The sequence below is a fragment of the Psychrobacter sp. CAM01 genome (genome assembly GCF_032842965.1).
In the GTDB taxonomy this organism is placed as follows: Bacteria; Pseudomonadota; Gammaproteobacteria; order Pseudomonadales; family Moraxellaceae; genus Psychrobacter; species Psychrobacter celer.
This window is the reverse complement of sequence record NZ_JAWJBL010000008.1, coordinates 611,530-636,346: the sequence shown is the minus strand read 5'-3', so window position 1 is coordinate 636,346 and position 24,817 is coordinate 611,530. Positions and strand designations below refer to the sequence as shown.

Genomic DNA, 24,817 nt, shown 5'->3' with positions numbered 1-24,817 from the left:
CCTTAATATTAAACGCCAATCATGATTGGGTCATCGTAAAAGCCATTATCACCGCCGCCATCACCTGCCAGCACCATGGCGCGGCTGATACCCATTAACAGAGCAACAGCACCATCGATTTTTTTGTAGTTAGTCTCTTTCCGTGGGAATACGTTGCCATTGGCATCTTCACGCGATACCACGTTACCAATCATCCAAGATAGGACCGGATGGCCGTCATGATGAAAGCGGCCGCCCTTCATAGCAGCTTCAAGCTCTCGCATAGCAGGAGAGAAAGATTTTACTGTCTTAGGTATCTTTACCGCATCATAACCTGCAGCCTCAATAGTGGCGGCAACTTGAAATCCACCCCATTCATCATAAGGCACTTCAGTGAGCGGGAAGTTCCCCGCATCAACAACCAAATCTTCAGCGATGGCATTTAGATCGTTTTCAGCGCCATCATGTACTTCAAGCAGGCCTTGGTTCATCCACTTCTGGTACCGCTCGACCGCTTGCTTTTCATCACCTTTATAAACCGTATCTTCAGGTAAATAAAACCATGGTGCCAAACAGTAATAATGCAGCCTGCCATCATCTTCGTGTCGATAAAACAAGTTAATGCGGGCCGCAATATCGATTTTTGATGCTAAATCTATCGGCATTACACAAGGTGTTGTTGAAAAATCATCGAGATTGAGCGTGTCATCAGCACATGCTCGCCAGTGCTCCATGTTAAAGAATGCCGACTTAGCAGATACCCAGACGTTTAGATGCTTAGTCTTAAAAGAGTTTTGGCGGCTGGCATTATTTATGGCCTTTGTTTGCTGCGACTCTAAGAAGTCAGCATATACAGACACATCATAATTGGGATTGGCCTTGATTAGGACGTTTGGATCTGTCCAATCATCGCCTTCGTCAATACTCCAAATCCAACCGAAAAGCTCATCGTCTGGCACGTTGCCAAGCAGCATATCTTGCACACGGCTGCGCAGCTCATAGCAAGGGCCCTCGATATTATGACCAGCTGTCGTGATCACGAAAATCATGGGTTGGCGGCGTGCACCCATACCTGTTTGCATCGTGTCATAAAGGCGACTATCTGCATGCTCGTGGTACTCATCGACAATAGCGCCATGCGGCGACTGTCCATCTGGCGGGTCACCGATAATAGGCTCAAATAATGAGCCGTCAGCAGGACGCTCAAGGCTTGCCGCGTTAATCTGTATGCCGGTTGCTGCGACTAAGTCAGGCGAGCGCAAGACCATCAGGCGAGCAGGTTTGAACACCTCCCAAGCCTGCTTCTCCGTTGTGGCGCCTGAATAAACCTCACTACCAAACTCGCCATCGTTGGCAAACATATTAAGAGCGACGCCAGCAGCAATAGCAGACTTACCATTCTTACGTGGCACCTCCCAATAGGATTCACGGAAGCGTCTGAACCCATCTTTTTTACGAACCCAGCCGAATGTGACTGCTATACCAAATTTTTGCCAAGGCTCAAGCTTAATTTTTAAGCGCTTTAAAGCCCATTCGCCTTTCGTATGAGGTAGCAATTCAATGAAAAGTATCTTTTTTTCGGCGGCTTTTGGGTCAAATTTGTATGGATAACCACGCTTTTTAGATGCTTTTAAGTCGTCTAGGTGGCGCTTACAAGCCAAAACCACCCACTTGCACGCTGGTACCTTGCCCTTAACAACCGACCGTGCCCATTTGTTGGCGATATCAACATTAGGATAATCAGCCATATATATCTCGCTTGAGCATCAGTTACATATTAAGGACACCTGCAAATGGGTTTGTTTGTTCTTTATTGCCAACGCCAGTTAAGCGCTGGCGAGAGGAAGGATCTAGGCCCAGCAAACTACCAAAAGTTGCCATCTGCCTTACCGCTTCATTGAGTGCTGTCAATGCTGGATTTTTTATCACACTGCCAGCTTCGGTATTTAATGTGACCCCGCTAAAAGCAATCTCTGACTGACACTTCCGATAAGTTTCATATGCCATACAAAATACTTCGACGTTGTGCATATCGGTAATTTTTAGCAGTTCATTTTCTAAAAGCTCAGGCACTATTGAGCGCCAAATCATTGGTGCAAATTCTAAGCCGTCCATATAATCGGGCGGCTCAATATCAGTGATATTGCTAAACTCTGGGACGTTGATATTTTTGCCCTTAGATTTTTTCGGGTCCGGCTTTCGCCCCCGCCCTGGTACCGAGGCTAATCCTCCCATATCACAAATTCCTTAGCTTAGTCAATGGGCTAAACTTTTAATTAAACGCGCGTAAAAATGTACTTAAGGGGGCGGTCACACGGGGCTTCCGGCTGAAGTGCAACCCTACCCGGAGGGGTATAGAGCCTAACTATTCAAACGAGCTATCTGCTCAAATATATCGTCAATCGCAGCCTGAATCTCAAAGCTAGAATCAACACTAAAGTTATAGCGGTTACCGTTTTGCAATGTCACTACTATGCGATGCTGCTGCAACCCATTATGATCTCGATATGTTCCAGGCTGTACGGATTCAATATCTGCTGCATTGATAATTTTCTTGCGCACTTTGATAAATTTAAGCATGGTTTTTACTCGTTAGCTGTTTTTGATCTATGGCACTTACGACAAAGCGACTGTAGGTTGCTGAGCTCGTCGGTACCGCCGCTCGCCTTATTGATTATGTGATCAACGTCGGTGGCTGGCACGTATCTGCCTGCGCGCTTGCAAGCCATGCACAGATGACCATCACGATTAAGTACTTGCGCGCGAAGCTTGCGCCAAGCGTGTCCGTAACCGCGCTTGGTTGTGCTACCGCTGCGGTCTGGGCGCTTGGTCCAGTTGCTGCGCTGGTCTGCATGTTCATCACAGTATCCTTTGTCTTTACGTTTAACTAGGTTTGGGCAGCGGTATTGGCGGCATGGTGTGGACGGCATAGCTTCGGCTTCCATTTCTTATTATCAGGCTCAATCAAAGCCATATATTTCTTGGCTTCGCTGTTGCCGTTATTAGCTCTATCTATAAGCAGTCTTAGGTTTGATTGTCTATACTCTAGCGTTTCGCCTGTGCGATATTTGATATACAGCGTCTCGCTTGTGCATTCATATCTCATGGGTATCACACCTTACCAAACGTTAGGTATAAAAAAGCCCACGCTATTTCTAACGTGGGTAAGTGATAGTGCGCCCGGCAGGATTCGAACCTACGACCAAAAGATTATGAGTCTTCTGCTCTAACCGCTGAGCTACAGGCACGCAGCATCGCCACTGTTATTTAGCAATCATCACATGCAATGATTGTTAAATAACGGCAGCTCTCATTCAATTCGCAGTTGCCACCTGCTATTGGGTGTCTCTATGGCATGTGCTGACCGTGGCTAAATCAATCAGGCATAAAAAAAGACGAGAGCAATTAAGCTGTCGTCTTTTATGTTCTGCTTTATCTGTTACCATTTAGCAGTATGACAAATACTACCCTAATCTGGCACGGTGCGTCAAGCGTTATCATCTACTCTATTGAGCTGCATGCGATAGCTACTGACGTACTGATCAGCGGTGCTTACCATATCGATAAGATCATCCATCATTTGACGCTGGTACCGCACCCATAATGTAGTATAAGAGCTAGCCTTTACTTCTATGCCTGAGAACTTCAACCGACCTTTGACTGTATATACATCCCAAAGCTCATACAACTCAAAATGCAGTACCATGCGCGCCATCAGTCGTGCCAGCTCAGGCAGACTGTGAGTACATGCCTGCGGTGCAGCGCGCTTATCTTTATTACAGCGCTCAATCATATTGGCTGCCAGATGCTTCACTACCTCGTCAAAATGACGTGACCAATTCCAGTTGGTATCACTACCCCATAGCAATATACTTGCCAGCGCCTTGGCTGGCGCGTCATCAATCATTGCAATAGCAGCGCAGTGGTCTTCCCAGTTCACTTCTGGCGGCAATCCACCTTGTCCAATATTGAATTTAACGGTCTTAGCATGCATGCCTTGCTCAAGCCAGTCTTGGTTTGATAGCTGCAGGTTTGGAGACTGACCGAAATTGTTATGTAGCTCGTCAATCAGTGCGTAGGCATACTGACCAGGCTTATGTTTTTCTTTTGCCGGCTCAGGCTTATCTAACACTTCCTGCGCTCGCACAACTGGCACAGCGTAGCGGAGAAACTTATCGATAGATACAACTCTTTCTTTTTTGCGGTTTGGATTGTTAAGCCATTTAAACCTAAGTTCGTTTTTATCATAATCGACATGCAGCACTTCCATTACTTCGCCTGCCTTATCGACCCATTCAGTTTTGATTTCGATATCAGTCACTTTTTACCACCTTTCTTAGTTTTGCGATTATTACGCGACTTATGTGGTATATAACTCTGACCTTTAAACTCCGAAGGATTGCATATACCATGAGTCTGCTGCTTAAGCATTGCGATAATTCTGCTACTATCCTTTATCTTACTCATCGATTTCTCCTAAGACTTACCATTCAGGTTCATGCAAACCTTTTATAAAAATAACAAAAGCTGCGAAGCCAAGCATAATTAAAGATATTCCCCACTGCCTAGAACTGAACCCAGCGCCCGCAATAAGCTCTATATAAGCCATCACTATAGAAGGCATGCCAAATGCAATAAAAATAAGCAGACATGCCTTAGTCGAATTTTTCAAAGCCCTACCTCCCCAGCCATTCTTTTTGCATTAACTCATATCCCAACATGCCTGATGGTGGATTAAAGTATTCACAATATGAGCATCTAATCATCAAAAAACCATTAGGGTAGTCGCTGCTTGCAGGTCGTGCCCTTAGTACTAAATCGCTAACTATAAAGTGAATGACCTTATAACAATTACCGCATGTAACTTGATGATCAGTCATATTCCACCTTTCATGTATTAAAAATCTCGAACGTCCCAGCCACCGCCATTTCTCTTTGTTTGCTTCATTATTGCGATGAACTTGAAAGGAAACTTATCAGCAGCAACTTTAATCTTTACTAAAGCATCATCAGTCCAATGGCCTTTAACTTCATGTATTTCTAATTGCCCGTCTGAGCGCATCACCAAAAAGTCTGGCTTGTAGAATGTGTTATCTGCTAGTCGTAGGTTGATGTTGTCAAAAGAGTAGTAAGAGATTTCACCTTCGCGGCGCTGCATTTCTAAATGCTGCGCATACGCTTTCTCGGTATTATTCATTTTTCCCGTCTTCATACGGCCTAGCGCTTGTACGTTTTTATTCATCACTTACCATCCTTTAAGTTAATATCACCATATTCATGTTCAACTGCTTGGCCTTGTTCGTCCCAATTGGCATAGTCATCATGGAACGGATCCCCAGCAACTACTCTTAATTTTCCCGTCCATCCCTGATAAGTACCCGTCTTTGGGTAATATGCTTTTTGCAGATAGATGACCTTGATGTCCTTTGTGGTTTTTATGCTCACACCACCTCCAAATGGTTTATCGCAAAACCGTCATAACGCAGTTTTCAAAAGGGCCTTGTGTGAACCCAATATTCTTACCGCCAAACACTCTCATAGCTGTATGTAACTGCATTACATGCATGCCCTCACCATCTATCTTGGTAGCACTGTAATCAGCCAACATTTTGCAGGTGGCTCTAACCTCAGTATTATGATCATCTAGTATCTTTTGACCATGAGTGGTTAGCTTAAACTTAACTTCTTGGTTGATGTTTACTGGCCCTTGGGCGTACCCGTCGAAATAACTCATACCGCCTCCTGCAACTGGTTTAATACTCTGTCATAGGTTTCATCGGCTGACTCGCCTGGCAGCTTCTGTTGCTTGATATGCTCGTATGTTGCAGCGACATCCATGTTTGGCAGCGGCTCTTTGCGTAGACCGTTAAATATGCAGCACTTGCTTGGGTCTATCTTGGCCTGTACTGGCTGGCTATGGCTTGGATGAAACACATCAGGTAAGTCGCTGGCGTGACTGTTAGACGACTTGCCAGCATTGTTACTCCAATCTTCATTGTCGATATTAAAACGGCCCTTGGCTTTTTCCTGACGCGCTTGATCGGCTTTCTGGTTGTCTGCTTCACGCATCATCCACTTTACGAGCTTAACTTTGCGATAAGACTCTGTGGTCAGTGGATTGCCTTTGAGCGCTTGCTCAGCGTAATGAGCTTTGAATGCTGAGACCTCAAACTGATACTGATCATCGGTCAGCTGTATCAGCTTGCCCGCTTTGAACAACTCACCGCGCATCTGGTCAATGGTTGGGGCCTCCCAGTTTTCGATGCTGTCTGCGTGTTGACTGCGGATTAATTCAGCCTTGGTCGGTTGCTGATTAGCTGTTGACTGAGTTGGCTGTGCTGGTGCAACTGGTGCTGGCTGGTGGGCTGATGATTGATTGTTGTCAGTAGAGTTATCCACAGAGCCATGATTAAAATTATCCACAACCGCCTCGCCCGCGTGTGTGTGCGCCTCTCTCTCTAATGGTTTATGGTTATTGGTTTCTGGTTCATGGTTACTAGTTATAGCAGCGTTTTTGGCGTTACCAGCGTTACAGTCATCGTTACTTGGCGTTACAGTTTGCGTTACATCGTTTGCAACGTTACTAGCGTGACACTGTTTGATAGCATCGATATGCTTAGCATGTAATTCCCTTAAAGCAGAAGTACCAATACCCTTATCGACAGACACGCCTATATCAGTAAGGTCGTTAATCATATTGCGCTTGTCTTGACGAGACTTGCGAGTACGTTCTGCAGCTGTCATAGGCGCATCATCATCGTTACACGTAATGTTACACCCATCGTTACTTGGCGTTACACCTTGCGTTACATCATTCGTTACAGCGTTACGCTTGCCGTTACTATCAGCGTTACCGTTTTTGAATTTGTAATTCTTAAGCTCTTTATCGATACGGTGATGATGATGACGCTTGCCACGTTTGACAAAATATTCATCAAGGATGTATTCGAGCATTTCAAGATATTCAGGCGTAGTACATAGCAGACGACGTGCCAGCTTATTCATATCTGACGAATCGATGGCTTGTTCGTTGTGATAGTACATATCTATCAAGTCACGATAGATAGCACGCTCAGGTAACGATAGGTGGCGTGTTGAGTTGTTAAAATCAGCAATGTTGAAGTTATAGAAATGCATTAGGCCACCTCATGAACGATGGCAAAAGTCTTAGCAAGATGCGTAAGACCTTTTGGCGTGAATAGCGGCTGAGTGGTTGCGACTCGCTCGTTGCTGTTGCCTTGATACGTTACTGCGCGCTCTTCCATAAAGCCTTGCTTCATGCGAATGCTGCTCATCTTTAGCTTGTTGCGCTTGTCGCGGTACATCCAATCATGGCCCAGGCACCAATTAACAAACTTGTTTTGTGGAATACCAAGCGCTTTGGCAGTATCTCGAACGTTTAAGCTACCCATGGCGCAGTCGATAACATCCAATGCTGCAGCTTTAGGCTCAGTAAGTGCTAAGCGTGACTGCTGATTCTCGATAAGCTCAGCCTGATCAGCGGCAAGGCGTAATGCTTCAGATAAGGTGGCAGGGATAACTGGTGCGCTGGCTTGTGCTTCTAGCTCTTGCCAGCGGTCAATAACTGCAGCGGTAAACTCAGGTGATAAGCGAGCGACAATTACAAGGCTGTCTCGCTGGTCTGATAAAAAGTGAGTGTATTGCTGGCCGTTTTGCTCATGCGTGTACTGATGGGGTGTCGTATTTTTTACGATACCCTTTTCGACCAAAGAGCGTATTAGCTTTAATACATTGTCATGAGGCTTGTTGCATAGGTCTGCCATTTCACGGCTAGACATACGTTTTTTATTATTTGTTTGCAAAGTCTGAATATTCATAGTAGTATTCCTTTATCAAGTGTTTTGCTTTGAAGAAACGCCTAAACCCCGTCAGTGTCCGCTGATGGGGTTTTTGTTTGCGCGTCACTTTTGTTTTTGGCCTGACTGGTGCGCTCGATGCGCTCAAACTCACGTTTGATTGCATGATCATCGCCAGTAACTTCTACAGCAGCGACGCTTTTGCAATATGAGCAGTTTTGGCAGTTAGTGGCTGGCATGTTATTTACCCTCACAATGATTAGCGATTTGAACGCTGAGTGTGCGCAGTGCGACCATGGCGTCTTGAATCTTTGTCTGTAGTGCGTCATGCTCTTTGCAATCAATGCGGCCGTCTTCTAGCGCTTGCTGCATCTCACTCATGATGTCGCCCTGGCATGCTGATGTAGATAGCGCGGTCATGATGATGCTTGCCTGCGTCGTCTCGTCATCTATACGCGTAAATACGCCGCCTAAGCGGTGAGCCATGGCTTGGATGATGCTGGTGTCGCCTGTGAACTCCATGATGGTGACTGCCTCATCAAGGCGCAGATGATGCGTGCTGCATGTTGGGCTTACTTTGTTGTTCAGTACGGTGTTAGACATACCCATGCGCGCGGCAATAGCTGTTGAGCCGCCATGTTTTGGGTTATGTACTGTCTTGTATGCTGCGTCTATTACGTCCATCGTGTCCTACCTATTTATAAAAACGTTTTGTTGATGAGTGGTTGGTTGTAGTATTTACTACAGGCAATTAAGAATCTTCGGTTGTTTCGACTGGTAAGCTCCGTAGATATGAGAAATCAATATCTTTTCTTAGGTCTTCACACTTGACGGCTTGATTGGCGTTCTTTTCAATCTCAATCGCCAAGCCAGCATCGCAAGTGCGGTTGCCATAATATATCTGACGCAAATGACCTAAGGTCGAGCCACATTTTTTGGCGAAATCTGCTCTTTCTTTCTCACTGCCCATAGAACTAATAAATTTTTTCAGACTAGAGATATGCTTAGCCATTGATTTGCTCCTTATAAAGTCATTAATTTAGCATATGCTAACTTTTTAAGCAATTTTTAATTAGCAATCGGTAATTTACAAAGCGCTAGATATCGTCAAGATACCTCTAAAATTAGGAGGGTGTTATGTCTACAGATGTACAAGAGCACAGGCGGGCTAGATTGGTTACGCTATTAAAGGATTTTAAAAAGCAGGGTAAAAGTGTGGCTCAGCTAGCAAAAGAGTATCCAGTTGATCCCAGTTTTATTTCTCAACTTAAAAATAAACATCGTGGGTTTGGTGAAGATGCTGCCCGAAACTTAGAGCAAGCGTTGGATTTAGAACCATTTTATTTTGAGCCTTACTTTGATCAGCTTAAAAAAACTATTCAATCCGATGACCGCCTGAGCCATTTAGATGCAATCTCTAGGCTCAGCAGTCCTGAATTGATGGAGGAAACTAATAAAGGGTTGGAGGATATGGAAGCAGAGTTTCCTATGTATTTTATTGCGGATGTGATTTATATCTCTAAATCAGAACAAGGGCAATGGGAAGACTGCAGAGAGGCTCAAGAGAGCTATAGAGAGAATTTAATTGTTATTAGCAGCAGTGTTTCTGTATCAGCTTATGCTGTTTTGTTTGAAACTGATGAGTTCTTTCCTGTGATAAGGGCAGGCTGGATTGGAGTCTTTGATCCAGCCTATGGAAATGACAGTGGCGACTTAACACATATTGTCTTGAAGGATGGAACTCATTTGTTGAAAGAATATTTATACTCTAAAGGTGACAGGCTTTTCTTTGAATCGTTAAACTCAGATGAAAGAGATTCTTTTTTGTCGAATGAAATTGACGAAATGGCTTCCTTGCGTAGCCTGATGCATCCTGACTCTTTGACAATGAAAGTAAACCCTTCTTAACACCCTCCCCTTTTTTGATACCGCCTGTATGGCGGTTTTTTATTGCCTAAAATTCGTTGCATTCATAAAAATTACATTATATTACATTTAGCACTTGCTAATTATTTAGCATATGCTAAATTAGTATGCATCACATCGACACAGAGTAACTGTTATGAACTCAATCAAAGATTTACTAGCCAGCATCGGCACCATCACATTGTTAGCGCTTGGTATGACAGCAGCAACGGCTGGCGCGCAACACATCAACCAAGCGTTTGACCGCTCGCAGGCAGGCCATGACGCCATGATTGCAGAACACAAGGCGTACCTAGCCAGCGATGACGACTACTATGTCACCGACCCTATGAATGGGTTTGATGAAGAAGTCTATGAGGCATCCGAGCAGGCTAAAGTAGCGAGTCATGCCAATCTTTTTATCTCTAATGCTTACGCTGACAATTAACTCCAACCCTGTCTTGCCAGCTGGCGAGCCAGTCCAAACAACCTAAATAACTTAACTAAAAAGGACAGTCCTATGACTACCCCAACCAATGCAGAAAACTTCGTAGGCGAACTTAACGCCGGCGTATTTGCCAAACAACTTGGCCATGTCTTATCAGATGTCGCTGAAAGTGTCGCTAGCCACGGTAAAAAAGGTGAGGTGACCATCAAGCTACGTTTTGCACCATCAAAGGCTGAAAATCAAGTTGAGATGGAATGCGATCTCTCTTATAAGGCTCCCAAGGCTGGCCGTGGTCATCGTGCAGAGCTAACGCCAAGCGATACGCTTATGTACGTCAATAAAGGTGGTCGTCTGAGCTCATACCCTGAGAATCAGCATGACCTGTTCGTCAATCACACTGCTGCCGAATAACGGCAGCAGTCAATTCAACCAAACCCATCATTAAGGAATACCAAAAATGTCAGACAATAATGCGCAAATCGTGGCCGAATTGGTTCAGCAGCAGGACATGAAGCTAAAAAACCCTGATGCGAAATCACTAGTGAGTGTCCCTGAAGGCTATAAGCTACAAAACACCGAATCAAACCAAGCGTATCGCAACCGTTTTCGCGGTACGTTTTCGACCACATCTCTACAGGGGTTTGCTGACTATATAGGTCAACGTGATAGCGCGGACAAGTGCTTTGTTGATAATACCAGTGTCAATCAACTGTCCTGCCAAGCGATTTTCAATTTAGGTGATGAATTAGTAGCTGGTCACGCTGACGATACTGCCAACCTAGTATTAAAGATCACAAATGAGTTTGCTGCGTTGCGTAAAAATCAGCGACTCACCCAGAAAGAACTTATCGAATTTGTGCAAGATTACGCTTACTGCTTGTCGTTCCATGAATCAGTAGATGGCGAAGTTGCTGAAAAAATGAGCCTTGCCACTGCCATCAATGCTTTCCGTAACGTGACCATTAAGACAGCGCGTGAGATGACCAGTGATGTGCGAGATATGAGCTCAACCAAATCAGCGCTCGAACATATCGAAGCAGATTCAGCAGTAAAACTACCAGGCTTTATTGTTATGAACGCGCCTGCATATGACGACTTACCAGCAGTAGGCATAACAGCGCGTCTATCTGTAATCACAGATGATGACAACGTTCGCTTTGGTGTGCGTATCGTAGGTGAGCACAAGCTACTAGAAGACTCAGCTGACTTCTTTATAGATCTAATTAAAGATGTTGTGCCTAAAGACTTGCCTGTCTATGCCGGTACATTCGCGCCGTAAACAATCATTGTCTATAAGGTAAGGCTTGCCAGCATATACATCAGTGCTGGTAAGCATCAATCGAATTTGTAAGGTAGGTAACTAATGGCTGATGATATTGATCGCGCTGGTGAGCGCATAGATGCTGAAATGACTGCTCGTCTTAGAGTTTTGCCGGTATTCGATATTCCCTCTCTTCCTGAGTGCATATCATGCGGTGAAGAAATACCAAGCAAGCGACGCGCGATTGGTGGCGTAAGGCGTTGCTTTGATTGCCAGAAGCATCATGAAAGCTCGGTAAGATATTGGAATCATAGTCGTCGCTAGATAATAGGATTGGATATGTTAAGACTAAATAACAGCTCACTATCGAGAACAATTACTCGAAGTGGTGTGAATAGCATTCAAATGTTTGCTGTGTTTGATGATGTAACTAAGACTGGCAAAGTTAAAGCTAAGCATTCACAGCGATTCACTATTCAAGACGACTCGTTAAGTCTAAACGGTAAGCAGCATCAGCTATCAGAGCAATTAGATTTTAATGCCGACCCATTAGATTTGATGCAGTATTTTATAGAGCGCTTTAGCAGCGCTCAGCCTGATATGTTTTTGGTAGCGCCGCAACCCAAAGGCGGTATTCAAGTGCCCAAGCTAATCAGCGAGGTGCGCTGGGAGTATCCTGATATGGCATGGCGCGCAATCGATAAGAGTGGTGCTGTTGCATACTTCGAGCGTAGACCAGTGCTAGACAAAGCAGGCTATTGGGTATCAGCAATCGATGGTGTTATCGCTAGGTATGGCAAATCACTATGTATCGCTGACAACTATCAGTGCAGTGTGCAAAACGCAAATGAACGCAAATGAACGCAACAAAGGAACTTACCATGGATAACGATACTTTAAATCTACTCCATCAGATGGGCCTAACGCCCCTTGATTGGGTAGATGCCAAGCAGTTTGCTGCGCTGACTGGCATTGCCGAGCAAAAGCTAACTCACCGTAAGCGAGAGTGGCCAGAAAACGTTGTTTGGATGAAGCAGAGTGGTAACCTATATTACTCAATAAGAGGGTATAACCAGTGGATGACAGAACAAGCAGATATACGTTGCCGGAAGGCGTCCGGATTAGATCGGGAAGCCTCCAAGTCTACTTTAAGCGCAAAAAGAAATATTATTCAATCACGCTACCGCTCCCAGTCTCTGCGGAGGGTATCCGTGCTGCCGTTAAGGTTAGACGCGATTTAATCACTAAGGCTGAATGGGGTGTGCTGACAGAAGCAGACCTTGCCAGCGCTAAAGGTGAATTGGTTAATGACGACAGCGTCATTGTTAGTGATGGCGCTCTATTTCAAGAAGTCGCCCAGAAGTATCTGAAGCACTGTGAAGCCAATAATGATTCAAAAAATGATTACATTAGCGCTCTAAATAAGCATTGGATGCCGCAGCTAGCGCTTATGCCAATACAAGATATCACATCCGAACTAATTCGTGACATCATCTCTGATATCGGCTTCAAGTCTGATAAGACATTTAATAACTGTCTGGTGCCACTGCGCGGTGTATTTGACAAAGCGATTGAGCTGCGACTCCTCATGCCAGCCGATAATCCCATGGCTATGATTAAGAATAAAAAGGTGCAATCAGGTTTGCCGGATCCATTCACCCGCGCTGAAATGGATGCGCTGTTAGGTTGGTTGGATAAAAACCTAACAGATAAGGACCATTTTTATTACTGGTATTTTGAAGTAGCATTCTGGACTGGATGCCGTCCTAGTGAACTTTACGCATTAAGATGGAAGGATATAGATTGGTTTAACGAATCAGTGATCATTAACAAAAGCCGTGTGCGCGGCGTTGAGAAGCAAGTCACCAAGACTCACACTGCGCGCGAAGTATATTTGAATGACCGCTCTAAGCGTGCATTTGAGGCGCTGGACGCTATGAAGCTCAGCGATGACTATGTGATGATATGTCCAGAAACAAACCAGCCTTTCTATAATGAAAAACCTGCCCGTATGCGGCTGATTGAAGCAATGAAGTCTACTCGAGTACGCCATCGCCCAGCATATAATGCCAGGCACACTTATGCCACAATGCTGCTCATGTCAGATGTGAACCCAGTATTTGTTGCTAACCAATTGGGCCATAGCTTACAAATGCTAATTAAGCGATACGGCAGATGGTTGCATGGTGATCAGAATAAGCTTGAGATATCCAAGCTCACAACTGATTAATATCCTCTCGCCATCCCACCGTTTTATCAAAAAGCCTTTAATCCTACTGCATGAGTTTTATAGGATCGCATCTCAAATGCGATCCTGATGTTCGTGAAATTTCCTATCATCTGCATTTACACAACTATATTTGATGGCTTATCGTAAACTATAGTTGTTTATTACATTGCTCAATGATTACTAATAAGTTAAAGTTGATTAATATTTTTTTCTTTATTATCACGAAGAACTCATAGTTGTCAGTATAATTAATAGAAAGGTAATTTCCGCATGAAAAAACTAATGCTAGCCTCTGTGCTATCTATCTTCGCACTTTCAACTAACGCTGCAATTAAGACAGTAGATAATCCGTTCCAAAGCAATACAGTTTTAAAAGAGTCTGTCGAAGTTGATCACCCACTATTTGCCAAAGGTGCTGGCGGTTCGCAGTGTAAAGGCTTACCTAGTACTTGCGGCCAAATGGCTAACTGTGAGCAGGCTAAGCAAGCTCTGAAGTGTGGCAACACTCGATTAGATCGAGATAAGGACGGAGTACCATGCGAATCAATTTGCCCAGGTGGTTAATTGGCATTGCCGTCTTATCTTTAGCTGCATGCACACCTTCCCAAAATAACAGTTACGCTAGTCAATTTGTTTCTGGCTATGTTGTAGTGCATGAAATATTCTGGTTCGCTGATCATGATAGGCCCTACCCATTCACCACATCAGGTGAAATATCCTGTGTTTACTATCCAGAGTTTGGCACTGAGGTGTATTTTGAGCCTGCAGGCTATATTCATGATTCCTCTATTGGCACTCCTCTTAATAAGGCGGCTGCAGAGTCTCTAAAACAAGGAGGTCTGGTTCCAAACGTGCCTTATAGCATTAAGAAAGGTGCTGACTTGAGTGAGGCTGTGCAGGTTGGACTGAAGGTATGTAATGAATATAAAAAAAGTTCTAAAAGTGATTAGTAGGAAGTAAAAATATTATAATCTTGATAGTTTGAGTGTGCTACAGAAAATATGAATGCCAGAAAAATCAATTTAAAGGAATGCGGTTAAGTGGAAAATACAATTACAATCAACAGTTTGGATGATGTGGTTTTTACACTACAAGACTTACTACAGAGTAGCGATACAGAGTCACCCTATAGAATAAGTATACAAAACCTACCTGATTTCAAACTTTACTTAAAGGGTGATAAGTTCGATAATAGCATTACTCCCTCAATTATGCAGGGTATTATTGAGCTACAAAAGTGCATATATAGAGCATATATGCTTGCTAGATATGGTAATGATAGTTTAAAACCTTTGAGTAACTACGAACGTAATGCACTAGAGCTCAAAGTCGTAGTAAACCCTGGTAGTGCTGACGTTTTCATAAAATTACTAGAAACATTTGATAAAATGTTCGGGCTAATGGATGGTATGGAAAGTAGACGAAAATTTATTATTATTCTTACTGTGTTGGCGGTAATCGCTGGTGGAGTTGGGTGGCTGTATTTCGACTCTTACCTTGGTCATCAAGCAGAAAAAATAAATGCCAGTAAGGAAGTAGTACTTGAACGTGAGCGCACCAAACAAATACTAGAATCGCAACAAAAAATAATAGACGCCGTGCAAGTATCGTTAGGTTCACAGTACAATGACAGCTCTGAGAAAGATGATGTGCCTGTATCTACTACTGAAAATGAAGTAGATGGCAATCCAAAGGATAGAAAAGTATATTTCAAACTACTTGAAAAGCCTGATCAAGAATTGATGGCTACTATTAAGGAAGCTAAAGAATCGGATGTTAGAGTCGGTCTTGCAGTAGAAAATACTGAAAACTCTATGCGTAAATTGATGGCTTCTACTGCTAATGCAGACTTTGTAAGATTTAATAATCAATTTGAAGCCTCTGGGTTTACTATCAGTAAGATATCATCCTTAGAGCGACTGACTTCTGAAGACAAAGTGATTAAGGATTACTTTAGAGTATTAACTATTGATTCTCATAAGTCAGAATTTATGCAAGCAAGACTCCGCCCTATTGACCATTCGTTTCCAGACTTCAATGCTCAGTTTTCTGACTCTTCAATGAGCCAAGAAAAACTTGAGAGGCTTAAAACCGCTTTAACTGGCTATCATCCTATATTTCTAGCTATTACTGCAAAAGAGCGACGTAATAACTTAAGCGACGCTGTAATCTCTCAAGTGGGTGATGTTGATTTATCAAAAGACTTTAGGTCTAATAACGATGATATTGAGGAAGCGTAGATTTCAGCTTGATAATAGTCTTTAGATCTTCAACTGAATAAAACCCACCTCACAGTGGGTTTTTTATTACTTAGTTAATAATCCTTTGCCCTTCAACTAAAGACAGTGTATCCTCTTGCCAGCCAATGATGTCAAAAGGGTGTCATAAAAAAAGTCAGCCACCTAAGTGACTGACTTTCTTTAAAATATTTGGTGGAGATGGCGGGAGTTGAACCCGCGTCCGCCAGCATTACGCTCATGAATCTACATGTTTAGTTTCTGTCTTTGGTTTTAATCCGCACCGATCCGACAGTCAGGATGGATTGGACGATTCTCTACTTTTGAACCCAAGCGATTGAGACAATCACTTGTGGCGAACCTATATGCGGACGCTTCAACTGGGCTAACCAACTATAGGTAATCGGCAGCGCAGTAAGCAGGGTTTAAGCTGCTAGAGCGTAAGTTTCGTCGTTTGCGACTATAACAATATATGTTTGATTAACGAGAGGACATACACTCTCGACATGCATCATTGAGTTTCATCACCAGCGTCGAAGCCAGAACATCCCCAATAAGACTGAGTATTATAGGTTAATTTACGCTTTTTCTCAACTAACACAAGCCTGTTATTACATTATTTTACAGGCTAACCATTAGTTTGAAAGCTCAGTGCAGTTGACCTTAATCACTCTAACTAATATATAAGGTCAATCATTAGATTTTCAATAGTTCATGGTTTATTTACAAAATAATATTTATAAGACAAGATCAGGCCAAGACAGTGTTTAGCCATTTGCCAATGTTTTGAATCTGCGGCATACAGACTTGATGTGCCATCGGATAAGTATGATATTCAACGTTGTAGCCTTTGCTTGTCAATAACTGCTGCGCCTGCTCGCCTAGCATCACAGGTACAACTGGATCATGCGTACCATGCTCAATCAAAATCGGCAGGTCTCTATTGGCAGCACTATACTCAATATTATCGTTGGTTGCCAAGTAGGTAGAGAGCGTCATCAGACCCGCCAAGCGCTCTGGATGACTGAGTGCCACATGATAAGCGACCGCCCCGCCCTGCGAAAACCCAGCGATAACGATATGTTCGGGTTTGACACCGCGCTCAATCTCACGAGCAATCAAATCGCGAATCTGCTGCGAAGATGTCTCAATTTGTGCCACATCAACCTTGCGCTCAAGACTCATCTCCAAAATATCATACCAAGCCGGCATCACCATCCCCCCATTGACCGTGACAGGACGCTTGGGCGCATGCGGAAAGATAAACCGTACCGCCATGTCGTCAGCCAGTCCGAGCTGCGGCACCACAGGCTCAAAATCGTGGCCGCTGGCCCCTAAGCCATGTAGCCAGATGACCGCTCTATCTATCTTTTTTTGTGCCGGATTGTGCTCGGCGGTGACCACGTCTAGATACTTACTCATTATCGCTAGTTTCCTTTTATAAAGCATAAAATATGCATCAAATATAGAACTGAGATGGCGTTTGTATCGCCTTTATCCCTATTATTTCCATCAATTTTTCACAGTGTTTTGCACTGACTGACAAACTCCAGCCACGCTTTTGTGCTACGATAATTATAGACTCTGCTCCTACTGATACCGATTGCTGCAGAGCAAGTACGACTGATATCAAACACTGCGCTCACTACTGTATGACGCCTTATTTATATTTTTCAATCTCATATCACCACTGCCCTATATAGCAGGCCCCCTTCAATAAAGATATTACGTTTATGACTCATATTTTACTGGTAGAAGACGATCCGGCGATTGCTATGTCGCTCAAAGTTACTTGCAAACGTGAGGGCTGGCAGATGACGTGGCTCGATAACGCCAGTAGTGTGCTGCCGATGCTACACAGTAATGAGGCGCAAGATTTATCGGCTATTATTTTAGATGTTGGGCTGCCCGATGGTGATGGGCTCAGTCTCTGTCAACAGATACGCCATACACCGGATATCGGTCGATTAAAAGATATCCCTGTGGTGTTTTTGACCGCGCGTAGCGATGAGGTTGATCGTATCTTGGGGCTAGAGATGGGCGGTGATGACTACTGCGCCAAGCCTTTTAGCCCTCGTGAGCTGGTCGCACGCCTAAAAGCCATTTGGCGTCGTGAGCAGCTGCTCTTTGAGCAATCAGCGGCTGCGGCGGCTGTGACTGAGGCGGCTGAGAACGCCAATCAGCATTTATCTGCCCTTTCGTCTGGCAGCACTCCTGCTCATCATCTATCAGGGCAAGCCTTGAGCTTTGAGTGTCAATCAGGCATCTGGCATTACCAGCCGCTCAACTACTCTTTGATGTGGCAAGATACAAAACTGGAGCTGAGTAATACCGAGCGTAAGATTTTATTAACCTTATTACAAGCGCCCAACCAAGTCTTTAGCCGTGAGCAGCTGCTAAATGCGGTAAGCGACTATCCTGATCATCGCCTCGCGCGGACAATAGACAGTCATATCAAATCCATCCGTAAGCAGCTGGCGATCGTCGATCCTAGCCGCGATGTTATCTACACGCATCGCGGTTTGGGGTATGCCTTATGTCCAGCTTAGCTCATCCGCTATACTCAATTTATGATATTACTAAAGTGCTAAAGACATGAACGCTCCTGATAAGAGTCATCGTCACCTTGACAAAACACCTGCTAATCAGAGCAATTGGTATGCCAAACTGCACCCCATTGGAACCGCGCAACAAACCCGCAGTCCGAAACGCCTGCTAAATTTGAGCATATTTTTTCGGATTTGGCTTGCAGTCGCATTGGTGCTAAGCATTTGCGGTGTGGTCGCTTTCACGCAGCTGTTTGGCTACGTCAAACCCACCGCCCAACAAGTCATCGAAGACACGTTGCTAGATACTAGTAAACTGCTGGCTGCGACGCTGCAGCTGCCATTGGCATCAGGGCAATTGTACGATGATACTTATCAAGCCACCCTTGATGCGACGCTCAAGCACACTTCAGGCGCGCGCTCTACCCTCGAGCCTACCCAAGAATCCTCAAACAATAACAACTCTCGCGTTTATGTAACAGACGCGAATGGCGTGGTCATATATGACTCTTTGCCTACCCCGCTCAATGCCGAAGGTCAGGACTATAGCCGCTGGAATGATGTTTATCTTACGCTGCAAGGGCGCTACGGCGCGAGGAGCACGGCAGATATCGATAGCACTCGTGGTAGCTCTATTATGTATGTCGCGCAGCCTATCATCGATAGCAGGGGTGCCGTGATTGGTGTCGTCAGTGTTGGCAAACCGGTCGATAGCGTGCTGCCCTATCTTGATAATACCCGCAATCGCATGCTCATCACCGCACTGCTGATGAGCATTGCCGCTCTTATCCTCGCAGGACTGGTGGCATGGTGGCTCAAACAGAGCATTACTTTGGTCACGCACTACACCAATGCCTTAGCTGAAGACACCAAAAAACCCTATTTTTATTTCGGTCATGAGCTCAACAGCTTGACAGATACGATCGAGTCTATGAAACATCGGTTAGAAAACCGCGCCTATGTCACCGACTATGTCCACACCCTAACTCACGAGCTCAAAAGCCCGCTAACCGCCATTCGTGCTAGTAGCGAGCTATTAGAAGATGAGCAACTAGATGCAGAAGATCGGCAGATGTTAAACCACTCGGTCGCTGAACAAAGCATCAAAATGCAGCAGCTGATTGATCGTTTATTACTACTGGCCAAGGTCGAGCAACCTACCTTTAAGCTCAATCGGCAACTGACAGCGCTACTGCCAGTATTGCAAACCCTCACAAAAAACAACAGCGCCAAACTACAACAGCAAAACCTACCACCTATCAAGATTTATAGTGAGGATAAGTGTGTGACTGACTTGGTCATCGCCGAGGCTCCAATACGGGCCAATGCGTTGACAAACCCGCATGTCTTTGCTGATCCGTTTTGGTTGGTACAAGCGCTACAAAATGTGTTAGATAATGCCATTTATTTTGCCAACACTGAGGTCACCCTTACTGTGTATAGCCACTCTCACGATAGTAGCGACAAAACCGTGACCATTGATATCTTTAATGATGGCAAACCACTGCCCGAATACGCCCTCTCTAAAGCGTTTGATCGCTATTTTAGTCTCTCTCATCAAAGCCTGCAGACCCATCCCTCAACCTATCAAGCACCCGATCAAACCAATCAGACTGCGCCTGATCAGGCTAATACAGCGCTTAAAAAAGGCACGGGTCTGGGCCTTACCTTAGTCAAGCAAGTAATCGAACACCATGGCGGTCATGTGAAGATCAGTAATATCGGCACAGAGCAAGACTTTGCTAGACATGACAAAAGTCCAAACGCTGGTGTCAGCGTACGCATTACCTTACCGCTGGCTTAAAACACACCCGTTATACCAATTCATCGATTTTTCATCAGAACTGCACAGGATTTCTACTCGCTTGTCTTACGATGACGTTATACACATTCATCACTTATCTTAGGAGTAGAGACCGCATGCCACAGTTATCAATGCATCCGTCTATTGTCAAAAACTTAGTGGGGCAAAGCCGTCAGTGCTGTGCTCAGACTTTATCCGGCCAAGGGATAGATAGTATCGCGTTTGGTCATTGGCTTGCCATACCCAGTCAACAGCTACTATTGATATTTCGGCATCAGCAGTGCGTGGCGATTGATACCTATCCGCTGGCAGCGTAACTGATTGACCACTCACAAAACAGCCCTTTAGCATTTTTAGTCATGGCACACTAAAGACGCTAAAGGGCTGATACGCTAGATAACTGATGCTATCTCACGATATTACGTAATTGAGGACACCGGCGGCTCGACATCGGCGTTTTGACCACGGTGGCGCAGATAATGATCGAGTAACACAATCGCTAGCATCGCCTCGGCGATCGGGGTGGCACGTACCCCAACGCAAGGATCATGACGACCTTTGGTCAGCATGTCGACAGCTTCGCCTTGGGTATTGATACTCTTGCCAGCCGTGGTGATACTAGAAGTTGGCTTGAGGGCGATGCTCACGCGGATATCTTGTCCTGATGAAATACCGCCCAAAATACCACCAGCATGATTGGCCGTAAAACCCTCTGGCGTCAGCTCATCACGAGAGCGATGACCGAACTGCCCTGCTACCGCCATACCATCGCCAATCTCTACCCCTTTGACCGCATTGATACTCATCATGGCATGAGCGATATCCGCATCCAGACGGTCAAACACCGGCTCGCCCAGACCCACAGGCACCCCGCTGGCTATTACTTCTAGACGCGCGCCGCAGCTGCTTCCTTCGCGGCGCAGACTGTCTATCAAAGCCTCAAACCGACCAATAGCGTCTTTATCTGCCGTAAAAAACGGATTGCTATTAACAAAGTCCCAATCAATTTGGCTAGTATCAGTGACGCTGCTATATTGATCGCCTATCTGCGTCACATGGCCACGGATTTGCACGCCCAAGCGAGCTTGCAGATATTTTTTGGCGATAGCACCAGCCGCTACCCGCATCGCCGTCTCACGCGCTGACGAGCGACCGCCACCGCGATAATCGCGAAAGCCGTACTTCATGCTATACGTATAGTCGGCGTGACCGGGGCGAAAGGTATCTTTGATGTCGCTATAATCTTTGGATTTTTGATTGGTATTTCGAATCAGCAGCCCAATCGAAGTGCCTGTGGTCTTACCTTCAAAGACGCCTGAGATAATCTCGACTTCATCGGCCTCACGGCGCTGGGTTGAGTATTTAGAGGTGCCTGGCTTGCGACGATCCAGATCTACCTGCAAATCCTCTGCCGACAGTGCCAAACCAGGTGGCACGCCATCGACAATGGCCATCAATCCGGCACCATGTGACTCACCGCACGTCGTGACGGTAAAAACCTGCCCAATACTATTGCCTGCCATATCTGTCCTTAAATCCGTAAAATCTATTGCGCGCTATCCTATTGAGGTATTGACGCATGGTCGCCGCTTTTATTTGTCATCTAACAACACCGCCTACATACGACTACTGCGCGCTATCCAATAACTGCACATAAGCGGCAAACAGCTCGCGGTTTGCCACCAGCTCATCATAAGTCATGGCAAACACTCCATGACCACCACGAGCAAATTTTAACCAGTCAAAACTGATATCAGGATAGGCTTGTTTTAGCGCCCATTCACTATCGCCCACCTCACAGACCAGCAAGCCTTCAGGGCTCAAATAATCTGGCGCTTCAAATAAGATACGATGTACCAAGTCCAAACCGTCTTGACCTGCCGCCAATGCATGCTCAGGCTCATATAAAAATTCAGGCGGCAAATCAGCCATGATGGCAGCATCGACGTACGGCGGGTTGGTGACGATTAGCTCGTATTGGTTTTCAGCAGGTATCTTGGCAAACAAATCTGACTCAATGACATTGATTTGATGACCAAGCTCATGATGATCAACGTTGACCATCGCCACCTCTAGCGCCCCTTTATCGATATCGACTGCATCGACCAGCGCATCGACAAAACGGGTCGCAAGCGCAATGGCAATACAGCCAGAGCCTGTACATAGGTCTAAGATACGCTCAGGCTGTGATAGCTGTTTGACGTCCAAACCATGGTCATAAAATACCGAGGTTTGCTCATTGACATCGACGCCGAGCGGTTTGGCCAGCTCATTGACCTCAAAGTACGGATGAAACTGCTGGCGAATCAGCTCGGCGATGGGCGAGCGCGGGATGAGCACGCGCTCATCGACATAAAACGGTAAATCACAAAAGTACGATAAGTTGATTAAGTAGCTTAACGGTTTGCGCTCAGCGATACGCTCTTCTAACAAGCTAAGCACCAGCTGCTTTTCTGAAGACGTCAGGCGGCAATCGAGAATCTGCTCATTGGCCGACCAGTCCAAAGACAAAGAATGTAAGACGATAGCAGAGGCTTCGGCAAACTCATCCGTGGTGCCTTGAGCGACGACCACATCATAATTGCGCAGCTGGGTGACCGAAAAACGGATAAAATCACGAATACTTACAAGCTGCTCACGTGCTTCTTCGAGCTCAGCATGTAAATTGGCAAATTGCTCATGCTCACCGAGCAGACCGGTCTCTAAATCATACGCCATATCACCTTCTACGACCTGCGCGCCCTCTTCATTGAAGTACTGATTTTGAAACGCTTCTGCGCTCATTGTTTGCTCTTCTGACATATCGCACCTTGCTGATTGCATGCTCACGGATGGCATGCGGATGGATTAAATCGCCTGATAATAAAGGCCGATCTACTAAATAAAAATTTCGTTTACCATTATAGACGCAAACCGTAACTTGCGCCAATACTTGCATTTATACTGCCACATTTATCTTTGTTTCTATTTACTTTTATGTATCAGATTGCCTCAGTAGCTTACTTGGCCGTCTACACATTTTCACTATATTATTGCCCAACTGTAGTGAATACGTCAGTAGTTGACGTTTAGACGTCTTAAGATAGAAAAACATGTATCAAAAGTTTGCGAAGCGCCCCAATTATGCGCATAATAACCCCATTAGTAGCAACCACAAGTAACGTCATATGATGAAAAAAAAGCCACTTATCACCGCTATCTCAATCGCTATTATTAGCGCCAGTGTTAGCGCGTTTGCCGCGTCCGATGAGACCGCGCGCACATTGCCAGTACGTACGGCTGAGGCCCTACCAAGTATTGCCCAAAAAGTTAGCCTTGATGTGCAAGAAAACCGAAGCCACACGATAGAGCCACGTACGACTGAGGCGACGCCCAGCGTCAAGCCAAATAAACCCGTCTCAAGCGACAGCATGACGCAGCTGATTGACTCAAAACAGGCCTCAGATGCCGCCGACCTTGAAGCAAACGAGGCTGACAATATGAGTGCCGCCGAGCTGACTCTAAAGGACGAGCAGTCTGAGCGCACAGATGACATCAGTGAAGGCCAAGCCGTTGCTGCGCCCAGCAATATCGCTGCTATCGACTCCTCTGACCCGTTGTCTTTTGAGCTACCAGACAACGAAAAACGCCAAGACTTCAGTGATGACCCTACTATCAAGAGCATAGAAGACAAAAACGGTAAGCGCTATACCACGCTGAACTTGTCAAGCTATGCCAAACAAGTCAACAATGCCGTTTGGTCACCAAACATGAAAGTCAACTCAGCGATGACGATCAAGCTGCAGGCACTGCTAGATTGGAATCATGCCTCTCCTGGTCCTATCGATGGCGGCTGGGGCATGAACAGCAAAAAAGCATTGGTCAACTTTCAAACCATGAAGGGCTTGCCCGCCACCGGAAAAATGGATCAAAAAACCTGGGACGCTTTAACCAAAAACATCCCCGCCAGCAAACCGGTATTGGTGACTTACACGCTGACTGAGGACGATATCAAAACCAACTTCGCTAGTACGCCTGCAGGCTCAGAAGCCAAGTCAAAAATGAAAGGTCTATACTACCAAGACATCAAAGAGATGCTGGCTGAGCGCTTTCATATGGACATTCGCTACTTAGACAAACTCAATAAAAATAAAACCTATAAAGCGGGCGAAACCATCACTGTCCTAAACACCCGAGAACCTCTCAACCAACGTATCAACCGCGTGGTCGCCAACAAAGCCGACAAAACACTGTATGCTTATAATGGTGACAAGCTTGTAGCCACTTATCCGACCACCGTAGGTAGTGACGCCACCCCGTCTCCACAAGGTACCTTCAAAATCATCAATAAGGTCAAGATGCCTTGGTACAAAGCGACTGTCGGTAAAGGCTCGCAGAAAAAAGTACACATGCTGCCACCAGGCCCAAACAACCCAGTCGGCGTCGTATGGATGGGTATGTCTAAGCCATCATATGGTCTACATGGCTCGCCAAAGCCTGAAGGCATCAGCCGTCAAGCATCAGCAGGCTGTGTGCGTCTGACCAACTGGGATGTGCTCGAGGTATATGCCAATATCGAAAATGGCGCAACCGTCGAGTTAAAATAACTGT

33 protein-coding genes, 1 tRNA gene and 1 other RNA gene are annotated in these 24,817 nt (G+C 45.3%); 15 read left to right on the top strand and 20 right to left on the bottom strand.

What is annotated here, in order from left to right; translation table 11 throughout:
• Positions 1-8: 8 nt before the first annotated feature.
• From R0I52_RS06365 to R0I52_RS06290, 16 genes are all read right to left on the bottom strand, one after another.
• Complete coding sequence (locus R0I52_RS06365; protein WP_317053621.1) at positions 9-1,727, bottom strand: terminase large subunit; 1,719 nt, start codon at positions 1,725-1,727, stop codon at positions 9-11.
• Positions 1,728-1,749: 22 nt separating this feature from the next.
• Positions 1,750-2,214, bottom strand: a complete 465-nt coding sequence (locus tag R0I52_RS06360; protein WP_317053620.1) for a phage terminase small subunit P27 family — start codon at positions 2,212-2,214, stop codon at positions 1,750-1,752.
• 126 nt (positions 2,215-2,340) lie between these two features.
• A complete protein-coding gene (locus R0I52_RS06355) occupies positions 2,341-2,559 on the bottom strand; it encodes a hypothetical protein (RefSeq protein WP_317053619.1) in 219 nt (72 codons plus the stop codon).
• 5 nt (positions 2,560-2,564) lie between these two features.
• A complete protein-coding gene (locus tag R0I52_RS06350; protein WP_105246329.1) occupies positions 2,565-2,909 on the bottom strand; it encodes an HNH endonuclease in 345 nt (114 codons plus the stop codon).
• Positions 2,867-3,085, bottom strand: coding sequence for a hypothetical protein (locus R0I52_RS06345; protein WP_252962941.1), 219 nt, complete (start codon positions 3,083-3,085; stop codon positions 2,867-2,869). The genes R0I52_RS06350 and R0I52_RS06345 overlap by 43 nt, the downstream gene beginning before the upstream one ends.
• Positions 3,086-3,154: 69 nt before the next feature.
• Positions 3,155-3,227: transfer RNA gene (locus R0I52_RS06340), tRNA-Ile, on the bottom strand.
• A 239-nt stretch (positions 3,228-3,466) separates the two neighbouring features.
• A complete protein-coding gene (locus R0I52_RS06335) occupies positions 3,467-4,300 on the bottom strand; it encodes a hypothetical protein (protein ID WP_317053618.1) in 834 nt (277 codons plus the stop codon).
• Positions 4,301-4,462: 162 nt separating this feature from the next.
• Positions 4,463-4,651, bottom strand: a complete 189-nt coding sequence (locus R0I52_RS06330) for a hypothetical protein (RefSeq protein ID WP_317053617.1) — start codon at positions 4,649-4,651, stop codon at positions 4,463-4,465.
• A 225-nt stretch (positions 4,652-4,876) separates the two neighbouring features.
• Complete coding sequence (locus R0I52_RS06325; protein WP_317053616.1) at positions 4,877-5,221, bottom strand: DUF1064 domain-containing protein; 345 nt, start codon at positions 5,219-5,221, stop codon at positions 4,877-4,879.
• A complete protein-coding gene (locus R0I52_RS06320; RefSeq protein ID WP_317053615.1) occupies positions 5,221-5,424 on the bottom strand; it encodes a hypothetical protein in 204 nt (67 codons plus the stop codon). Before R0I52_RS06320 ends, R0I52_RS06325 begins: the two co-directional genes overlap by 1 nt.
• 16 nt (positions 5,425-5,440) lie before the next feature.
• Positions 5,441-5,713 carry a hypothetical protein gene (locus R0I52_RS06315; RefSeq protein ID WP_317053614.1) on the bottom strand — a complete coding sequence of 91 codons (273 nt, stop codon included), beginning with the start codon at positions 5,711-5,713 and terminating at the stop codon, positions 5,441-5,443.
• The gene (locus tag R0I52_RS06310) at positions 5,710-7,116 is read right to left on the bottom strand and encodes a YdaU family protein (protein ID WP_317053613.1); all 1,407 of its coding nucleotides are present in this window, start codon (positions 7,114-7,116) and stop codon (positions 5,710-5,712) included. Before R0I52_RS06310 ends, R0I52_RS06315 begins: the two co-directional genes overlap by 4 nt.
• Positions 7,116-7,817: a phage antirepressor KilAC domain-containing protein gene (locus R0I52_RS06305; protein ID WP_274631436.1), complete on the bottom strand. Its 702-nt coding sequence runs from the start codon at positions 7,815-7,817 to the stop codon at positions 7,116-7,118. Before R0I52_RS06305 ends, R0I52_RS06310 begins: the two co-directional genes overlap by 1 nt.
• 41 nt (positions 7,818-7,858) lie before the next feature.
• Positions 7,859-8,035 carry a hypothetical protein gene (locus R0I52_RS06300; RefSeq protein WP_317053612.1) on the bottom strand — a complete coding sequence of 59 codons (177 nt, stop codon included), beginning with the start codon at positions 8,033-8,035 and terminating at the stop codon, positions 7,859-7,861.
• Between the two features lies 1 nt (position 8,036).
• Positions 8,037-8,480 (bottom strand): phage regulatory CII family protein, encoded by a 444-nt coding sequence (locus R0I52_RS06295; RefSeq protein ID WP_317053611.1) that lies wholly within the window; start codon positions 8,478-8,480, stop codon positions 8,037-8,039.
• A gap of 67 nt (positions 8,481-8,547) precedes the next feature.
• Complete coding sequence (locus tag R0I52_RS06290; RefSeq protein ID WP_274631433.1) at positions 8,548-8,808, bottom strand: transcriptional regulator; 261 nt, start codon at positions 8,806-8,808, stop codon at positions 8,548-8,550.
• A 125-nt stretch (positions 8,809-8,933) separates the two neighbouring features.
• On the opposite strand from R0I52_RS06290, the gene R0I52_RS06285 reads away from it, so the two are divergent.
• From R0I52_RS06285 to R0I52_RS06240, 11 genes are all read left to right on the top strand, one after another.
• Positions 8,934-9,704 (top strand): hypothetical protein, encoded by a 771-nt coding sequence (locus R0I52_RS06285; RefSeq protein ID WP_317053610.1) that lies wholly within the window; start codon positions 8,934-8,936, stop codon positions 9,702-9,704.
• Positions 9,705-9,858: 154 nt separating this feature from the next.
• Positions 9,859-10,149, top strand: coding sequence for a hypothetical protein (locus R0I52_RS06280; protein WP_317053609.1), 291 nt, complete (start codon positions 9,859-9,861; stop codon positions 10,147-10,149).
• Positions 10,150-10,221: 72 nt separating this feature from the next.
• The gene (locus R0I52_RS06275; RefSeq protein ID WP_274631430.1) at positions 10,222-10,560 is read left to right on the top strand and encodes a hypothetical protein; all 339 of its coding nucleotides are present in this window, start codon (positions 10,222-10,224) and stop codon (positions 10,558-10,560) included.
• A gap of 46 nt (positions 10,561-10,606) precedes the next feature.
• Positions 10,607-11,428, top strand: coding sequence for a DUF2303 family protein (locus R0I52_RS06270; RefSeq protein WP_317053608.1), 822 nt, complete (start codon positions 10,607-10,609; stop codon positions 11,426-11,428).
• Between the two features lie 84 nt (positions 11,429-11,512).
• A complete protein-coding gene (locus R0I52_RS06265) occupies positions 11,513-11,734 on the top strand; it encodes a TraR/DksA C4-type zinc finger protein (RefSeq protein WP_317053607.1) in 222 nt (73 codons plus the stop codon).
• A gap of 66 nt (positions 11,735-11,800) precedes the next feature.
• Positions 11,801-12,271 carry a hypothetical protein gene (locus tag R0I52_RS06260; RefSeq protein ID WP_317053606.1) on the top strand — a complete coding sequence of 157 codons (471 nt, stop codon included), beginning with the start codon at positions 11,801-11,803 and terminating at the stop codon, positions 12,269-12,271.
• 20 nt (positions 12,272-12,291) lie between these two features.
• A complete protein-coding gene (locus tag R0I52_RS06255; RefSeq protein WP_317053605.1) occupies positions 12,292-12,651 on the top strand; it encodes a hypothetical protein in 360 nt (119 codons plus the stop codon).
• A 20-nt stretch (positions 12,652-12,671) separates the two neighbouring features.
• Positions 12,672-13,640 carry a tyrosine-type recombinase/integrase gene (locus tag R0I52_RS06250; protein WP_317053604.1) on the top strand — a complete coding sequence of 323 codons (969 nt, stop codon included), beginning with the start codon at positions 12,672-12,674 and terminating at the stop codon, positions 13,638-13,640.
• Positions 13,641-13,910: 270 nt separating this feature from the next.
• On the top strand, positions 13,911-14,204 hold the full coding sequence (locus R0I52_RS09040) for an excalibur calcium-binding domain-containing protein (RefSeq protein ID WP_410524034.1): 294 nt from the start codon (positions 13,911-13,913) through the stop codon (positions 14,202-14,204).
• Positions 14,177-14,590 (top strand): hypothetical protein, encoded by a 414-nt coding sequence (locus R0I52_RS06245; protein ID WP_317053603.1) that lies wholly within the window; start codon positions 14,177-14,179, stop codon positions 14,588-14,590. The genes R0I52_RS09040 and R0I52_RS06245 overlap by 28 nt, the downstream gene beginning before the upstream one ends.
• A 90-nt stretch (positions 14,591-14,680) precedes the next feature.
• Complete coding sequence (locus R0I52_RS06240) at positions 14,681-15,880, top strand: hypothetical protein (RefSeq protein WP_317053602.1); 1,200 nt, start codon at positions 14,681-14,683, stop codon at positions 15,878-15,880.
• 190 nt (positions 15,881-16,070) lie between these two features.
• Here R0I52_RS06240 and ssrA read toward each other — a convergent pair.
• Together ssrA and R0I52_RS06230 are read right to left on the bottom strand one after the other, a co-directional pair.
• Positions 16,071-16,429: a transfer-messenger RNA gene (ssrA, locus tag R0I52_RS06235) on the bottom strand.
• 198 nt (positions 16,430-16,627) lie between these two features.
• Positions 16,628-17,299 carry an alpha/beta hydrolase gene (locus tag R0I52_RS06230; protein ID WP_317053601.1) on the bottom strand — a complete coding sequence of 224 codons (672 nt, stop codon included), beginning with the start codon at positions 17,297-17,299 and terminating at the stop codon, positions 16,628-16,630.
• Between the two features lie 311 nt (positions 17,300-17,610).
• Here R0I52_RS06230 and R0I52_RS06225 point away from each other — a divergent pair, with 311 nt between their 5' ends.
• The 3 genes from R0I52_RS06225 to R0I52_RS06215 all read left to right on the top strand — a co-directional run bounded on the left by R0I52_RS06225 (position 17,611) and on the right by R0I52_RS06215 (position 20,544).
• Positions 17,611-18,426, top strand: a complete 816-nt coding sequence (locus R0I52_RS06225) for a response regulator (protein ID WP_317053600.1) — start codon at positions 17,611-17,613, stop codon at positions 18,424-18,426.
• A gap of 46 nt (positions 18,427-18,472) precedes the next feature.
• The gene (gene creC / locus R0I52_RS06220; protein WP_317053599.1) at positions 18,473-20,227 is read left to right on the top strand and encodes a two-component system sensor histidine kinase CreC; all 1,755 of its coding nucleotides are present in this window, start codon (positions 18,473-18,475) and stop codon (positions 20,225-20,227) included.
• Positions 20,228-20,343: 116 nt separating this feature from the next.
• On the top strand, positions 20,344-20,544 hold the full coding sequence (locus R0I52_RS06215; RefSeq protein WP_105243788.1) for a hypothetical protein: 201 nt from the start codon (positions 20,344-20,346) through the stop codon (positions 20,542-20,544).
• 102 nt (positions 20,545-20,646) lie between these two features.
• On the opposite strand, the gene aroC is transcribed toward R0I52_RS06215, so the two are convergent.
• The gene (aroC, locus tag R0I52_RS06210; protein WP_317053598.1) at positions 20,647-21,750 is read right to left on the bottom strand and encodes a chorismate synthase; all 1,104 of its coding nucleotides are present in this window, start codon (positions 21,748-21,750) and stop codon (positions 20,647-20,649) included.
• Positions 21,751-21,853: 103 nt separating this feature from the next.
• Positions 21,854-23,029, bottom strand: coding sequence for a 50S ribosomal protein L3 N(5)-glutamine methyltransferase (gene prmB / locus R0I52_RS06205; protein WP_317053597.1), 1,176 nt, complete (start codon positions 23,027-23,029; stop codon positions 21,854-21,856).
• A gap of 365 nt (positions 23,030-23,394) precedes the next feature.
• On the opposite strand from prmB, the gene R0I52_RS06200 reads away from it, so the two are divergent.
• Positions 23,395-24,813, top strand: coding sequence for a L,D-transpeptidase family protein (locus R0I52_RS06200; RefSeq protein WP_317053596.1), 1,419 nt, complete (start codon positions 23,395-23,397; stop codon positions 24,811-24,813).
• Positions 24,814-24,817 lie beyond the last annotated feature (4 nt).

Bases quoted from the DNA above. Each gene is read 5' to 3' on its own strand.
- R0I52_RS06360 (WP_317053620.1), bottom strand. From the start codon at position 2,214: ATGGGAGGATTAGCCTCGGTACCAGGGCGGGGGCGAAAGCCGGACCCG.
- prmB (WP_317053597.1), bottom strand. From the start codon at position 23,029: ATGTCAGAAGAGCAAACAATGAGCGCAGAAGCGTTTCAAAATCAGTAC.
- R0I52_RS06355 (WP_317053619.1), bottom strand. From the start codon at position 2,559: ATGCTTAAATTTATCAAAGTGCGCAAGAAAATTATCAATGCAGCAGAT.
- R0I52_RS06315 (WP_317053614.1), bottom strand. From the start codon at position 5,713: ATGAGTTATTTCGACGGGTACGCCCAAGGGCCAGTAAACATCAACCAA.
- R0I52_RS06230 (WP_317053601.1), bottom strand. From the start codon at position 17,299: ATGAGTAAGTATCTAGACGTGGTCACCGCCGAGCACAATCCGGCACAA.
- R0I52_RS06215 (WP_105243788.1), top strand. From the start codon at position 20,344: ATGCCACAGTTATCAATGCATCCGTCTATTGTCAAAAACTTAGTGGGG.
- R0I52_RS06275 (WP_274631430.1), top strand. From the start codon at position 10,222: ATGACTACCCCAACCAATGCAGAAAACTTCGTAGGCGAACTTAACGCC.
- R0I52_RS06305 (WP_274631436.1), bottom strand. From the start codon at position 7,817: ATGAATATTCAGACTTTGCAAACAAATAATAAAAAACGTATGTCTAGC.
- R0I52_RS06265 (WP_317053607.1), top strand. From the start codon at position 11,513: ATGGCTGATGATATTGATCGCGCTGGTGAGCGCATAGATGCTGAAATG.
- creC (WP_317053599.1), top strand. From the start codon at position 18,473: ATGAACGCTCCTGATAAGAGTCATCGTCACCTTGACAAAACACCTGCT.
- R0I52_RS06300 (WP_317053612.1), bottom strand. From the start codon at position 8,035: ATGCCAGCCACTAACTGCCAAAACTGCTCATATTGCAAAAGCGTCGCT.
- aroC (WP_317053598.1), bottom strand. From the start codon at position 21,750: ATGGCAGGCAATAGTATTGGGCAGGTTTTTACCGTCACGACGTGCGGT.
- R0I52_RS06225 (WP_317053600.1), top strand. From the start codon at position 17,611: ATGACTCATATTTTACTGGTAGAAGACGATCCGGCGATTGCTATGTCG.
- R0I52_RS06285 (WP_317053610.1), top strand. From the start codon at position 8,934: ATGTCTACAGATGTACAAGAGCACAGGCGGGCTAGATTGGTTACGCTA.
- R0I52_RS06325 (WP_317053616.1), bottom strand. From the start codon at position 5,221: ATGAATAAAAACGTACAAGCGCTAGGCCGTATGAAGACGGGAAAAATG.
- R0I52_RS09040 (WP_410524034.1), top strand. From the start codon at position 13,911: ATGAAAAAACTAATGCTAGCCTCTGTGCTATCTATCTTCGCACTTTCA.
- R0I52_RS06270 (WP_317053608.1), top strand. From the start codon at position 10,607: ATGTCAGACAATAATGCGCAAATCGTGGCCGAATTGGTTCAGCAGCAG.
- R0I52_RS06280 (WP_317053609.1), top strand. From the start codon at position 9,859: ATGAACTCAATCAAAGATTTACTAGCCAGCATCGGCACCATCACATTG.
- R0I52_RS06310 (WP_317053613.1), bottom strand. From the start codon at position 7,116: ATGCATTTCTATAACTTCAACATTGCTGATTTTAACAACTCAACACGC.
- R0I52_RS06290 (WP_274631433.1), bottom strand. From the start codon at position 8,808: ATGGCTAAGCATATCTCTAGTCTGAAAAAATTTATTAGTTCTATGGGC.
- R0I52_RS06365 (WP_317053621.1), bottom strand. From the start codon at position 1,727: ATGGCTGATTATCCTAATGTTGATATCGCCAACAAATGGGCACGGTCG.
- R0I52_RS06350 (WP_105246329.1), bottom strand. From the start codon at position 2,909: ATGCCGTCCACACCATGCCGCCAATACCGCTGCCCAAACCTAGTTAAA.
- R0I52_RS06245 (WP_317053603.1), top strand. From the start codon at position 14,177: ATGCGAATCAATTTGCCCAGGTGGTTAATTGGCATTGCCGTCTTATCT.
- R0I52_RS06200 (WP_317053596.1), top strand. From the start codon at position 23,395: ATGATGAAAAAAAAGCCACTTATCACCGCTATCTCAATCGCTATTATT.
- R0I52_RS06345 (WP_252962941.1), bottom strand. From the start codon at position 3,085: ATGAGATATGAATGCACAAGCGAGACGCTGTATATCAAATATCGCACA.
- R0I52_RS06255 (WP_317053605.1), top strand. From the start codon at position 12,292: ATGGATAACGATACTTTAAATCTACTCCATCAGATGGGCCTAACGCCC.
- R0I52_RS06295 (WP_317053611.1), bottom strand. From the start codon at position 8,480: ATGGACGTAATAGACGCAGCATACAAGACAGTACATAACCCAAAACAT.